13 protein-coding genes and 2 tRNA genes are annotated in these 13161 nt (G+C 70.7%); 12 read left to right on the forward strand and 3 right to left on the reverse strand.

The window, feature by feature from the left end; all coding sequences use genetic code 11:
- Positions 1-86 precede the first annotated feature (86 nt).
- The 3 genes from SGFS_RS37650 (at position 87) to SGFS_RS37660 (ending at position 3419) form a co-directional block, all read left to right on the forward strand.
- Positions 87-1373, forward strand: a complete 1287-nt coding sequence (locus SGFS_RS37650) for a glutamate-5-semialdehyde dehydrogenase (RefSeq protein ID WP_286256659.1) — start codon at positions 87-89, stop codon at positions 1371-1373.
- A 253-nt stretch (positions 1374-1626) separates the two neighbouring features.
- Positions 1627-2226: an SCO2584 family spore wall biosynthesis protein gene (locus tag SGFS_RS37655; protein ID WP_286256660.1), complete on the forward strand. Its 600-nt coding sequence runs from the start codon at positions 1627-1629 to the stop codon at positions 2224-2226.
- A 122-nt stretch (positions 2227-2348) separates the two neighbouring features.
- On the forward strand, positions 2349-3419 hold the full coding sequence (locus SGFS_RS37660; RefSeq protein ID WP_286256661.1) for an SCO2583 family membrane protein: 1071 nt from the start codon (positions 2349-2351) through the stop codon (positions 3417-3419).
- 50 nt (positions 3420-3469) lie between these two features.
- Here SGFS_RS37660 and SGFS_RS37665 read toward each other — a convergent pair whose 3' ends face one another.
- Entirely contained in the window at positions 3470-4615 is a 1146-nt protein-coding gene (locus tag SGFS_RS37665) for a M48 family metallopeptidase (RefSeq protein ID WP_286256663.1), read from the reverse strand.
- 100 nt (positions 4616-4715) lie between these two features.
- Here SGFS_RS37665 and SGFS_RS37670 point away from each other — a divergent pair, with 100 nt between their 5' ends.
- The 9 genes from SGFS_RS37670 to SGFS_RS37710 all read left to right on the forward strand — a co-directional run bounded on the left by SGFS_RS37670 (position 4716) and on the right by SGFS_RS37710 (position 10018).
- A complete protein-coding gene (locus tag SGFS_RS37670) occupies positions 4716-4886 on the forward strand; it encodes a hypothetical protein (protein WP_286256664.1) in 171 nt (56 codons plus the stop codon).
- Positions 4887-5033: 147 nt separating this feature from the next.
- Positions 5034-5201 carry a hypothetical protein gene (locus SGFS_RS37675; protein ID WP_286256666.1) on the forward strand — a complete coding sequence of 56 codons (168 nt, stop codon included), beginning with the start codon at positions 5034-5036 and terminating at the stop codon, positions 5199-5201.
- Positions 5202-5259: 58 nt separating this feature from the next.
- Entirely contained in the window at positions 5260-5937 is a 678-nt protein-coding gene (nadD, locus tag SGFS_RS37680; RefSeq protein WP_286256668.1) for a nicotinate-nucleotide adenylyltransferase, read from the forward strand.
- A gap of 16 nt (positions 5938-5953) precedes the next feature.
- Positions 5954-7687, forward strand: coding sequence for a LytR C-terminal domain-containing protein (locus tag SGFS_RS37685; RefSeq protein WP_286256669.1), 1734 nt, complete (start codon positions 5954-5956; stop codon positions 7685-7687).
- A gap of 179 nt (positions 7688-7866) precedes the next feature.
- Positions 7867-8313 carry a ribosome silencing factor gene (gene rsfS / locus SGFS_RS37690; RefSeq protein ID WP_286256670.1) on the forward strand — a complete coding sequence of 149 codons (447 nt, stop codon included), beginning with the start codon at positions 7867-7869 and terminating at the stop codon, positions 8311-8313.
- Entirely contained in the window at positions 8310-8993 is a 684-nt protein-coding gene (locus SGFS_RS37695) for a histidine phosphatase family protein (protein WP_286256671.1), read from the forward strand. The genes rsfS and SGFS_RS37695 overlap by 4 nt, the downstream gene beginning before the upstream one ends.
- 132 nt (positions 8994-9125) lie before the next feature.
- Positions 9126-9198 (forward strand) — tRNA-Ala (locus SGFS_RS37700).
- Between the two features lie 413 nt (positions 9199-9611).
- Positions 9612-9845: a hypothetical protein gene (locus SGFS_RS37705; protein ID WP_005479297.1), complete on the forward strand. Its 234-nt coding sequence runs from the start codon at positions 9612-9614 to the stop codon at positions 9843-9845.
- A 100-nt stretch (positions 9846-9945) separates the two neighbouring features.
- Positions 9946-10018, forward strand: a tRNA-Ala gene (locus tag SGFS_RS37710).
- Positions 10019-10129: 111 nt separating this feature from the next.
- On the opposite strand, the gene SGFS_RS37715 is transcribed toward SGFS_RS37710, so the two are convergent.
- Positions 10130-11749 (reverse strand): NADH-quinone oxidoreductase subunit NuoF family protein, encoded by a 1620-nt coding sequence (locus SGFS_RS37715; protein WP_286256672.1) that lies wholly within the window; start codon positions 11747-11749, stop codon positions 10130-10132.
- Positions 11746-13146 (reverse strand): cytochrome b/b6 domain-containing protein, encoded by a 1401-nt coding sequence (locus tag SGFS_RS37720; RefSeq protein ID WP_286256674.1) that lies wholly within the window; start codon positions 13144-13146, stop codon positions 11746-11748. Before SGFS_RS37720 ends, SGFS_RS37715 begins: the two co-directional genes overlap by 4 nt.
- Positions 13147-13161 lie beyond the last annotated feature (15 nt).

Here is a 13161-nt window from a genome sequence, read left to right on the forward strand (position 1 = left end):
CCGATGCCCGCTTCGCGGCTTTCCTCCCTGTCTCGCGCTTTGGGATAGCAGATGGACGTCTCCACGGGGCGCACTACGCTTCCCTCATGACCACGCTCTCGCCGTACGACTCCATGTCCCCGGTCACCCGTGCCGCCTACCGCGCCAAGGGCGCCGCCGCCGACCTCGCGCCGCTCCCGCGCGCCGACAAGGACGACGCGCTGCTCGCCATCGCGGACGCGCTGGAGGTCCGTACGAGCGAGATCGTCGAGGCCAACGCCAAGGACATCGAGCGCGCCCGCGAGGCCGGTACCAGTGAGTCGATCATCGACCGGCTGACGCTCACGCCCGAGCGGATCCGCGCGATCGCCGCCGATGTGCGTGATGTGGCCGCGCTGCCCGACCCGGTCGGCGAGGTCGTCCGCGGCTCGACCCTGCCCAACGGCATCGACCTGCGCCAGGTCCGCGTTCCGCTCGGCGTGGTCGGCATCATCTACGAGGCCCGCCCGAACGTGACGGTCGACGCCGCCGCCCTCTGCCTGAAGTCCGGCAACGCGGTCCTGCTGCGCGGCTCGTCCTCCGCGTACGAATCGAACACCGCGCTGGTGCGTGTGCTGCGCGACGCGGTCGGCGGCGCGGGGCTGCCCGCCGACGCGATCCAGCTCGTACCGGGCGAGAGCCGCGAGTCCGTGCGCGAGCTGATGCGCGCCCGCGGCCTGGTCGACGTCCTGATCCCGCGCGGCGGCGCCTCGCTGATCCGGACGGTCGTCTCCGAGTCCACGGTCCCGGTGATCGAGACCGGCACCGGCAACTGCCACGTCTACGTCGACGCCCAGGCCGACATCGACATGGCGGTCGAGATCCTGATCAACTCCAAGGCCCAGCGGGTCAGCGTCTGCAACGCCGCCGAGACCCTCCTGGTCCACCAGGACATCGCCCCCGAGTTCCTGCCCCGCGCCCTCGACGCCCTCGCCGAGGCGGGCGTCACGGTCCACGCCGACGAGCGCGTGCTGGCCTACGCCAAGGACTCCAAGGCGACGGTGGTGGAGGCCACGGCCGAAGACTGGGAGGCGGAGTACCTGTCGTACGACATCGCGGCGGCTGTGGTCGACTCCCTCGACAGGGCCGTCGAACACATCCGCCTGTGGACCTCGGGCCACACCGAGGCCATCGTGACCACCTCCCAGCAGGCGGCCCGCCGCTTCACCCAGCTGGTCGACTCCACGACGGTCGCGGTCAACGCCTCCACGCGCTTCACCGACGGCGGCCAGTTCGGCTTCGGCGCCGAGATCGGCATCTCCACCCAGAAACTCCACGCCCGCGGCCCGATGGGCCTGCCCGAACTCACCAGCACGAAGTACATCGTCACGGGCGACGGCCACGTGCGGCGCTGAGCCGGTCCGAAGGGGGCCGAGCCGGGCGGGGGCGCAGAGCCTCGGGTTTCCCGCGCGCGTCTGGCCGGGCGGGGTTTCCCCGTACGGGCAGGGGCGACGCGGGGGCGCCCGAGGGGCCGACCGGCAGCTCCCGGTTCCCGCGTACGGCCCCGCGCCGCCTGGGGCTCCGCCCCCTTCCTGTGAGTCGCTTGGCACAACGGATGAATTTCCTTACCGTCTGCCCAAATTGACCACCCCGGTCTACTCTGGATCCGTGCCGGAGGACGTGGGGGGCACGCCGTTCCCGGACGGCTGGGAGCCCGACGACGACCGCGACCGCGGGGGTATGGACGAAGAGTTCGCCTCCGTGGTCTTCGACGAGGCCTTCGTACGGGCGGCTGCGGTCCATGAGCCGACCGCCGTCGAGCGCCTCCTGGCCGCCGCCGAGGCCCGCGCCGCGGCACAGGAGGCCGAGGCCCGCCGGGCGCACTCCAGAGGCGCCCGCGACGACGACCGCTTCGAGGACCCCTTCGGCCCCGATTTCGGCCACGACCCCGATCTGGACGACGCGGAGATCCTGGAGGGCCGCTACGGCCGCTACGGCTCCACCGGCCCCTTCGGCAGGCCGTACGGCAAGCAAGCCCGCTGGCACCGCCCGGTCGCCTGGGTACTCGCCCTGGTCATGGGCATCGGCATGGTCGCGCTCGCCTTCACCGCCGTCTACCGAGGCGCCTCCTCGGACCGTCAGGACCAGGTCCCGCCCCCCGCCACCACGGGCGTCGAACCAGGCGCGTCGATCGACGCCTCCGCAGGCCCGTCTGCCTCCGCCGACTACTCCCAGCCGGCAGTCTCGGCGGTACCGCGCACACCCTGACAGCCGCGTCGGACAGCACCCGCAGACGGTTCGACACCCATTCGAAAACCTGGTGGGGACCTGTCAGAACTTGTCGCGTACCAGCGCGTTTACCGAGGCCCCCGGAGACCTACTCTGAAGGTATGGGCGGACCTGGAGACCCACCTGAGGGGCCACCCGAGGGCGCTCCCGGCGGTGGCGAGGACGAGTACCGATCCGTCGTCTTCGACGAGTCGTTCATCCGCGCTGCCCGCCTCCAGGAATTCTCCGCACAGGAACGCCTCACCGACCACGCCCCGGCCGTGCGCCATCTCCCGCCCCCGCGCAGAGGCTTCTCCAAGCAGGCCCTGATCCTCGTCGTACTGATCGCCCTCGCCTTCGGCACCGCGATCTACATGGGCGTCCGCCACCCGTACGCGACCCCGGCCGCCGCCGGCCCCACCGAGCCGCTGCGGATGACCGTGATCCCGCTGTCGCCGCAGGCCGCCGTGCCCGGCGCAGAGAACCCCGAGAAGCTGTACGCGGCCAGCCCGGCCGCCCGGTTCCGGATCGGCGCCGAGGGCATCACCATGCCGGCCACCCGCCGCACCCAGCACTTCTCCGACAGCCAGGTCGTCACCGCCCTGACCACCGCCAAGGACTACCTCGTCGCCTCCGCGCTCGACCCGGAGGTCCTCGACGGCAGCACCGTCCAGCCCGTGCGGCGACTGCTCGACTCGGAGCAGCTCGACCAGTTCCAGCAGAGCTTCGACCACCCGGCCGCCGACGGACGGCACGCCCCCACCGGCTGGCTGGTCCGCTTCGACCCCTCACGCGCCCAGCTCGCCGACACCGACATCCGCGTCCAGGGCACACTCCAGGCCGCGGAATTCGACTCCGGCACTCTTGAGGTCGTCGCCGACCACACCTATGTGTACGCGCTGCGCCCGGCCGGCGCCGACAAGACGGCCGAGGCCTCCCTCTTCACCGTCCGCCGCGAGCTGCACTTCCGCTTCGACGAGAACGACCTCCGCACCCGCCAGGCCGCCCTCGCCGTGTCGTACGTCCAGGCCGGACCCCTGGCCTGCGCCGAGGACGCCACGAACCACCTGCGGCCGCTGCTCGCCGGCCGCACGGCAAAGGCGGGCGGCCCCGCCGGCACCGACCCGTACGCGAACGGCGGCACCACGGCCCTGTGCGGCTCCCTCGCACAGAGCGCCCAGCCGAAGGTGTGACCCTCCGGACCGGGCGCTCCCCGCGGACGGCCACGACCGTGGCCGTCACCTCACTCGCCGTCCGGACGCCTGTCCTCGGTGGTGTCGGTGTCGGGCCTGGTGTCGGTGTCGGTACCGGTGCCGCCCGACCCCGAGCCGCCGGCGCTCCCGCCACCGTTCGCGAACCCGCCGAAGCCGCGACGCACCCGGCCACCGAGGTCCCCGGCACCGCCCGCGATGTCGGTGACCAGCTTCATCAGCGGGTCCTTGGAGTTCTTGACAGTGCTCGTGTAGTGCGCGGCCGACTCACGGAAGGAGTCGGTCACCGAGGTGTCCCTGTCCTCGCTGCGCCGCGGGTAGTGACCGTCCATGATCCGCTGGTAGTCGCGGGACTCGGCCCACTTCTTCAGCTCGGCCGCGCGCACGGTGGTGAAGGGGTGCGAGCGGGGCAGCACGTTCAGGATCTTCAGCACGGAGTCGCGCAGATCGCCCCCGGCCTCGTACTCCTCGGCCTGCGCGAGGAACGCGTCCACGTTCATCTCGTGCAGGTGGTTGCCGCCCGCGATCTTCATCAGGCCGCGCATCGAGGCCCGGACGTCCTGGCCGACCAGGAGGCCCGCGCGGTCGGCGGACAGCTCCGACTTGCGGAACCACTCGCGCAGCGCGGTCACGATCGCCAGGATCGCGATGTTGCCCAGCGGGATCCAGGCGATCCTGATCGCCAGGTTCGTCAGGAACAGCAGGATCGTGCGGTACACCGCGTGGCCGGAGAGCGCGTGGCCCACCTCGTGGCCGATGACCGCCCGCATCTCCTCCTCGTCGAGCAGCTCGACGAGCCCGGTCGTCACCACGATGATCGGCTCGTCCAGGCCGATGCACATCGCGTTCGGCTGCGGGTCCTGGTTCACGTACATCGGCGGGACCTTCTCCAGGTCCAGGATGTAACAGGCGTCCCGCAGCATGTCGTTGAGGTGGGTGAACTGCTGGTCCGAGACCCGTACCGAGTCGGACAGGAACAGCAGCCGCAGGCTGCGCTCGGGCAACAGACCGCTGAGGGCCTTGAACACCGTGTCGAAACCGCTGAGCTTGCGCAGCGCCACCAGCGCCGAGCGGTCCGCGGGATGTTCGTACGCCCGCGAGGAGATCCCCTCGAAGCGCCTGCGCTGCCTGCTGGGCACGTTCTCGTGCCCGTCCTGCTCATGGTTGTCGTCGGTCATGTTCTCCCCCATGCGTCTGATGGCCCATGTTGCCCCCGAAGCGGAGTCCAGCCTAGGCGGAGTTACCGTGGCAGGGCATCAACCGTGAGGAGCGATCTCAATGGGACATCTGCCGCACCTGCCGGCGGCCGCCTGGCTGACCGACGCCGCGAGCGCCGCGGGGAAGGAGCAGGGCCCGGGCAACCTGCTGCGCATCGTGCTGGTCGTGATGGTCCTGGGATCCGTGCTGCTGGGGTGGTTCCTCCTGCGGGGATACAAGCGGGACGACTGACGGTTCCGCGGGCTCCGTACACGGCCGTCCCCCTTGAGTACGGCCCTCCTCCTCAAGGAGGAGTCGACGTGATCGCGGCGAAGGACCCCGCTTACGATGTGCCGGAGTCTTTATTCCGATCCCACACCCGGATAGGTTCTGCCGACGATGAGCTTCCACAGCACCGCTGCCGACTTGGTCACTTTCGCCGCCGAGGGCGGCGGGGAGCACGGCGGCAACCACGAGAGCCTCAGCCCCTATCTGACCGGCGGCGGAGCCCTTTTCATCCTTCTGCTGCTCCTGTGGATCACGACCCGTTTCAACCGGGATCGCTAATCCCTACAAAAAGACGTTCGACCGGGACGCGGTGGCCGGGCCGGTAGGGTCTGCACGCATGGAGGAGCAGGAAGTGCCTACCGGTCCGGAGCACGACAAGACCAGCGACCAGGCGCCGAACGGCCCCGGGAACGGCCCGTCCACACCCGGCCGGCGCCGCCTCGGCGTCATGGGCGGGACGTTCGACCCGATCCACAACGGGCACCTCGTCGCGGCCCAGGAGGTCGCCGCGCAGTTCGGTCTTGACGAGGTCGTGTTCGTGCCGACCGGTCAGCCGTGGCAGAAGTCCCACCGTTCGGTCTCGGCCGCCGAGGACCGCTATCTGATGACGGTGATCGCGACCGCCGAGAACCCCCAGTTCTCCGTGAGCCGCATCGACATCGACCGCCGGGGCCTGACGTACACCATCGACACCCTGCGCGAGCTGCACCAGCTCAACCCCGACACGGACCTCTTCTTCATCACCGGCGCCGACGCGCTCGCCCAGATCCTCACCTGGCGCGACGCCGAAGAGCTGTTCTCCCTGGCGCACTTCATCGGGGTCACTCGTCCGGGCCACACGCTGCACGACCCCGGCCTGCCCGCGGGCGGTGTCTCGCTCGTCGAGGTTCCCGCTCTCGCCATCTCCTCCACAGACTGTCGTGCGAGAGTCGCCAAGGGCGACCCCGTCTGGTATCTGGTGCCGGACGGCGTGGTGCGCTACATCGACAAACGGCAGCTGTACCGCGGCGAGTGAGCCGAGAGGGGCACCGGTGAACAACGGATACGACGCTGGATACGGGGGCGGCGACCAGTACGAACTCGTGGGTTACGACGAGTTCGGGCAGCCTGTGTACCGGCAGGTGCCCACCCAACAGGTGCCTCAGCAGGCGTACGACCCCTACGGCCAGGGGTACGCCGGCTACGGCGGCTATGACCAGTACGCCGGTCAGCAGCAGGCCGCGCCGTCCTATGACACGGGCCAGCAGGCCCCCGCACCCCAGTACGACCCCTACGACCCGTACGGGACGGCCACGCAGCAGACCTCCACGGCGTACGACCCCTACGGGCAGGCCACCGCCACCGGCCACCAGCCCCAGGCACGGGTCACGGAACAGACGGCGTACGTCCCCCAGCAGGGGGGACCCGTGGAGCCGACCGCCGCGAGGCCGGCCGAGGAGAGCGAGCCCCGGGCCGGTGACACCGCCCCGGAACGGGAGTACCGCACCGAGCAGTTCGCCTTCGTCGAGGAGCCCGACGGCGACTCCGAGGACGTCATCGACTGGCTGAACTTCACGGAGAACCGCACCGAGCGGCGCGAGGAGGCCAAGCGCCGGGCCAAGAGCCGTCTCGTCGCCCTCGTCGTGGCCTTCGCGCTGGTCGTGGTCGGCGGTGTCGGCTACCTCTGGTACGCGGGCATGCTGCCCGGCTCGTCCTCGGACGGGAAGTCCGGCACGACGACCTCGGCCGCGGCCCAGAAGCGTGATGTGGTCGTCGTCCACCTGCACGACACCAAGAACGGCGGCACCTCCACGGCGCTGCTCGTCGACAACACCACCACCGAGCAGGGCGCCACCGTCCTGCTGCCCAACTCCCTCGCCCTGACCGCCGAGGACGGCACCACGACCACCCTCGCCAAGTCCGTCGAGGACGACGGCTCCTCCGGCACCCGTGACGAACTCGACACCGTGCTCGGCACGGACATCGAGGGCACCTGGCGCCTCGACACCCCGTACCTGAACAACCTCGTCGAGCTGGTCGGCAACATCGACATCGACACCGACACGGACGTGCCCGACCCCGGGGCCAAGAAGAAGACCGAGGCCCCGCTGGTCCACGAGGGCAAGGGCCAGACCCTCAGCGGCAAGATGGCCGTCGCCTACGCCACCTACCGGGCCTCCGGCGAGTCGCAGAACGCACAGCTGAAGCGGTTCGGGCAGGTCATGCGGGGCGTGCTGCGCAAGCTGTCCTCCGACTCGGAGGCCGCCACGGTCACCGTGCAGTCGCTGGCCCAGATCCTCGACCCCTCGCTCAGCGACAAGGACCTCGGCGCCTTCCTCGCGGGGCTCGCCGAGCGCGCCAAGGGCGGCGACTACAAGACGGAGCTGCTCCCGGCCCAGCAGGACGGCACCCTCAGCGCCGAGGACTCCGACAGCGTGGTCAAGGACCTGCTCGGCGGCACCGCGAAGAGCCCCGACGCGGGCAGCGCCGTCCGGGTCGGCATCAGGAACGCCACCGGCGACAAGGACGCCACCGAAGAGGCCCGCGTGGTCCTGCTGAACGGCGGCTACACCTTCCTCGACGCCGGAACGGTCGACGCAGCCCGGGCGACCTCCCAGGTCACCTACTCCGACGCGGCCCGCAAGCAGGACGCCGTCGAGGTCGCCAAGACGCTCGGCCTGCCGGCCGGCGCCGTCAAGAAGGGCGAGACCACGTCCAACGCGGACGTCTCGGTCGTACTGGGCCAGGACTACGAGACGACCGACACGACGGGCTCCACGGGCTGACCGCGTCGCACGGAGAACGGGCCCCGGAGCCGCCGTGTCGGCGCCGCTTCGGGGCCCATCCGGGGGTGAGCGGGGGCGCGCCGTCGGTCCAGTGCAAACCCGTGGGGCGCTGTCGGTGGTCCGTGAGACCCTTGAGGCAGCCCGTGAGGGTTCCTGACCGCCGACGGAAAGTCCTGGTAGTGACCGCCACCGACCGCTCCCTCGAGCTCCTCGCCACCGCCGCACAGGCGGCCGCCGACAAGCTCGCGCACGACATCATCGCGTACGACGTCAGCGATGTGCTCTCCATCACGGACGCCTTCCTGCTGGCCTCCGCACCCAACGACCGCCAGGTCAAGTCGATCGTCGACGAGATCGAGGAGCGGCTGAACAAGGAGCTCGACGCCAAGCCCGTCCGCCGCGAGGGCGACCGCGACGCCCGCTGGATCCTGCTCGACTACGTCGACATCGTCGTCCACGTCCAGCACAGCGAGGAGCGTGTCTTCTACGCCCTGGAGCGGCTTTGGAAGGACTGCCCCGAGCTGGAGCTGCCCGCCGACGCCAAGGCGACCCGCGGCAAGGCCGAGGAGCACGCCAAGCTGCGGGCCGCCGAGGAGGCGGCCGAGCTGGGCGGGGAGCTGCGTTGACCGCCGCCGAGGCCCCCGCGGGCGTCGACTCGGCCGACCGGAAGGGCCGTGGCCGCCGCCTCATTCTCTGGCGCCACGGCCAGACCTCGTGGAACGTGGAGCGCCGCTTCCAGGGCAGCACGGACGTCCCGCTGACCGAGACCGGCGTCGGCCAGGCCCGCCGCGCCGCCCGGCTGCTGGCCTCCCTAGGGCCCGACGCGATCCTCGCCTCCGACCTCGGCCGCGCCGCCGCCACGGCCGCCGAGCTGGCCGTGCTCACGGGCCTGGAGATCACGCACGACGAGGGCCTGCGCGAGACCTACGCGGGCGTCTGGCAGGGCCTCACGCACGACGAGATCATCGAGCGCCACGGCGAGGAGTACGCGGCGTGGAAGCGCGGCGAGCCGGTTCGCCGCGGCGGCGGTGAGCTGGAGACCGAGGTCGCCGACCGGGCCGCCCCGGTGGTGCTCCGGCACGCCGACAAGCTGCCCGAGAACGGCACCCTCGTGGTCGTCAGCCACGGCGGCACCATCCGCACCACCATCGGGCGACTTCTGGGCCTCGAACCCCACCACTGGGAGAGCCTCGGCGGCCTCTCCAACTGCTGCTGGTCCGTCCTCGGCGAGGGCGCCCGCGGCTGGCGCCTGCTCGAGCACAATGCCGGCACCCTGCCGGAACCGGTGCTCGGCGACGACGACTGAGCGGCCGTGGAAGGGCCGTAGCGGGGGCTGGGGCCCGGATTTCACTTTCCGGCTGGGCGCAGGCTAAAGTTCTTCTTGTTCGCACCGCGGAGCGGGGCAGAAACACTATGCGGCTTACGCCGCGTGGTACGAGGGGCTATAGCTCAGTTGGTAGAGCGCCTGCATGGCATGCAGGAGGTCAGGAGTTCAATTCTCCTTAGCTCCACAGATCGCATCAGATCAGTTCGAAGATCCCGTTCCCGGGCAGGGGGCGGGATCTTTTGCATGTGACCTTCCTCTCGTCTTGAGTCAGTCGTGGCCCCGCAGGCGTATACCTCCGCGGACGACCTTCATCCCGGCTGCCCTGTCCGGAACTGGTACGAAGGCGTCGCTGACCGTATTGGTCCGGCCGTGGCAGAATCAAACGGCCGGAAGGGGGGCGCGGCCCGACGGGAGGGAGAAGCGATGCCTGAGAGCATCCGTGGGGCGGTCGACGATTGCCCCGCACTGGTGGCGATACGGAGCAAGACCACCCTCCTGTGCCCTTCCTGCGGCTCGCTGCACGTCGCTCAAGTCCTCGGTGACAACGGAGGGGTTTCCTACGTGTGCACGGCCTGCGGCCACAGCTGGAGCTGATCGATGGGTGCACACAGGAGGAAATGCGACTGGTGCGGCAGCGGCACGCCGATCGTCCGCGACATGGAACCCGTCAACGCCGACTACCAGTACTGGTGCGAGGAATGCGCACGGGCGCTGATCATAAAAGGCGACCCGATCGAGACGTACCGTGAGCTGGAGGGCGAGCCGATCTACGGCCGGCTCCTCGAAGAGCACTGCACGCTCAAGCGCTTCTACTCGTTCGTGACGGCCTGAAACGGGACTGATCGGCGCAGATCGGAAACGATTTGGTGGTGGGCGCGGGGGACCGGTAATGTTTGCGTCGTCGCCAGGGAGACCAGGCGGCGGACCGCAAGGGGCTATAGCTCAGTTGGTAGAGCGCCTGCATGGCATGCAGGAGGTCAGGAGTTCAATTCTCCTTAGCTCCACAGAAACGAAGACCCCATCCAATCGGATGGGGTCTTCGCGTTGTTGACGGTACGTCGGATACGACGAAGGGGGGCCACCGGGATGGTGGCCCCCCTTCGTCCGTGCTCGGCTCAGCGACCGCTGCCCAGTGCCCGGCGGCCGCGGCCCTGGGAGAGGACCGGGAGGTTGCGGGACGGGGCGGAGCCCCGGGTGTCCTCCTCGATGCGCAGGGCGAGGGCCGGGCAGCGGCGGACCGCGCGCAGGGCCTTGGCCTCGGCGTACTGGGGGACCTTCGCCTGGGCGACGGTGGGGAAGCCGTCGGCGCCGAGCTGGAAGACCTCGGGGAGGATGTCGGCGCACAGGCCGTGACCCCGGCAGAGCGTCCAGTCGACGAAGATCTTCTGGCGGCTGGCCCCGTTCTCCTCCTCGGCGCCCGCGCCACCCGGGATGCCCGTCGGCATCCTGCCGCCCTCGAAGAGGGGCAGCACGCCCTCCACGGGGCGTCCGCAGCCGTTGCCGAGGACGTGTGCCGCGAGGTCGTCGGTGAACGCCTTGATGGTCGACTCGAGGAACATCGCGGAGCCGTCGGGGTGTGAGCACGCGCCGCGCCGCTTCACGTTCTTCGCGACCTGCTTGAGGGCCTCCAGGGCGGCCGGGCCACCGCCGTTGAGGATGTCCTCCATGCCGCGCGCGGCGGCCGGCAGACCGAGGTAGCAGGGACCGCACTGTCCCGCGCTCTCCTCGGCGAGCCACTTGGCGACCTGGAGCGACTCGCCGAGCGGGCAGGTGTCCTGGCTGATCGGCAGGATCGCTCCCGCGCCGAGCGCACCGCCCACCGCGTCCAGCGAGTTGCGCGAGACGACCGCCTCGTTGACCGTCGCCGCGTCGATCCACTTGCCGTGGTAGCCGCCGGTCAGCACGCCCTGCGGGACCGGCGGCGCGCCGGCGAGCTGCAGGATGTAGCGCAGCGGCACGCCGGTGGGGGCCTCGATGACCATGGGGCGGGCGACCGCGCCGGAGACCGTCAGCATGACGGTGCCCGGCTCGTCGTACAGACCGGTGTTGCCGTAGCGCTCGGAGCCGATGCGGGCGCCGATGGCGAGCTGGGCGAAGGTCTCGGCGTTCGAGAGCAGGGTCGGCGCGCCGCCGACACCGCTCTTGGACGCGCTGGTCTTGCGGCCCGGCGGGATGGGCGGGCCGCCGTCGATCGAACGGATCAGCGACCCGGCCGCGCCGGTGACCATGCGGACCGGGTTGCGCTGCACGCTCGCGCGGATGGCCGCGCCGCGCCGGTTGCTCAGGCCGCGCTCGGCGAGGGCGGCCTCCATCGACCGTTCGGTGGATTCACGTGTCACCCCGATGACCAGCTGGCGGGCGCCCAGGGCCTCCGCGACCAGCAGGGCGCCGTCCAGGATGAGATGCGGGGCACGGTTGATGAGCACCGTGTCCTTGCGGCAGGCCGGCTCGTCCTCGCTGCCGTTGACGACGACGACGGGACGGATGCCGCGTTTGATCGCCGACTCGGCGACCGAGCGCAGCTTCTTGTGGAACGGGAAGCCCGCGCCCCCCCTGCCCTTGAGGTTGATCCGCTCGGACAGCTGGGCGAGTTGCTCGCCGCCCATGGGTTCGAGCGGACCGTGCACCTTCAGGTGCATGGGGAGATCGAGTCTCTCGACGAGATCGAAGCCCGAGGTGAGCTGAGGGAGCCCCACCACTCGGACCTCGGGGACGTCGGGAAGGGCCTCGTTCACTTAAAGCCTCCGGAAGGCGCGTTCCAGGGTTCGCCTGAGCCCGGTTGGTTGTACTCGTCGTAACCGGGCAGCGTTTCAGTGGCGGGACCGCTGTTGTACGTGTCGTTCGGGTTGTACGTGCCGTAGGGGGCGTTCGTCTCAGCCGTTCCGTAAGAAACTTCCGGACCCGCCGCGTACGCCTGGCCCGGGTAGGTCTGGCCGCCACCTGTGAACGCCTGCCCGGCGAAGGTGTCCTGCATCGGGTCGTACGCCGACGGGGGCGCCTCGCCGACCGGTGGCGGGGACGGCGACGGCCAGCGGGTGTTGCCCGTGGTCGAGCCGTCGTCCATGCGGGGCATCGCCTGCGTGGGCTGCATGCCGAGGTCCAGCGGCGGCTGCGACTGGGTCAGGTAGGGCGCCATCGGCTCCGGCGCGCGGGGCGTCATCGACACCGCGCGGTAGGCGGCCGCGAAGCCGGGTCCGGAGTCGGCGGCGGCCGTGCGCGGCGGGGGCACCAGCGAGTCGCCCAGCGCGGGGGACGGGGTCTGGCCGCCGAAGCCGGGCAGCGGGAACTGGCCGGTGTCGCGCCGGCCCGAGTCGCGCTCGCCGCCCCGGCCCGAGTCGCGCTCGCCGCCGTCACGCCGTCCGGACTCGCGCCGCTCGCCCGGCTCTCCGCCGGACTGCAGCGACGAACGGGACTTCACGAGCTCCTCGACCTCGGGCGGCCGCTGGCCGCCCGTGCCCAGGATCGCGGTGATCGAGTCGACCACCTGGCGCTTGACCGGGCGTGGGGCCGCGCGCAGCAGCAGGGCGCCGGCGACGGCGGCGAGGCCCAGGCTGTAGAGGATCGTGAAGACCGGCTTGGCCTCTCGACCCGCGTAGAGTCCGTGGACCAGCGCGAAACACCAGGCCGGGTAGGCCATCATGTGCATCGCCCGCCAGCGCGCGGCGACCGGCGCGGGGGACGCGAAATTGCTGCGCAGCGCGCCGGTGATGGCGACGAAGATCATGAGGGATCCGGCGAGGGCGCCGAAGCCGATGAGCGCGCCCGCGCCCGTGACGCCGAGCGCGAAGGGGAACAGGGCGATCGCGGACACGTGGGACAGCGCCAGCTTGACGGTCACATGCAGCACGAGGAACGCGACCGAGGCGATCGCGGTCGTCCGGTGGATGGCCTGACCGACGATCCGCTGGCGCGTGTTGAGGAGGGACCGGTCCTGGGCGACGAGTCCCCAGAGCACCGAGCATGTCAGCGAGACGAGCGACAGAACGCCCGCGCCGAAGTTGATGAATTCCCGGTAGGCATCACCTCCGACCAGCACACTTACGGGTATCAGCAGCAGAGCGGCAGCGGTCGCCACCCCGTAGGCCGAGCGGCCTGCCGGGGGGAGCGAGCTGTTACTGCGACGAGGGTTCATGGGGGCAACTCCGAA

The sequence above is a fragment of the Streptomyces graminofaciens genome (assembly GCF_030294945.1).
Taxonomy (GTDB): Bacteria; Actinomycetota; Actinomycetes; order Streptomycetales; family Streptomycetaceae; genus Streptomyces; species Streptomyces graminofaciens.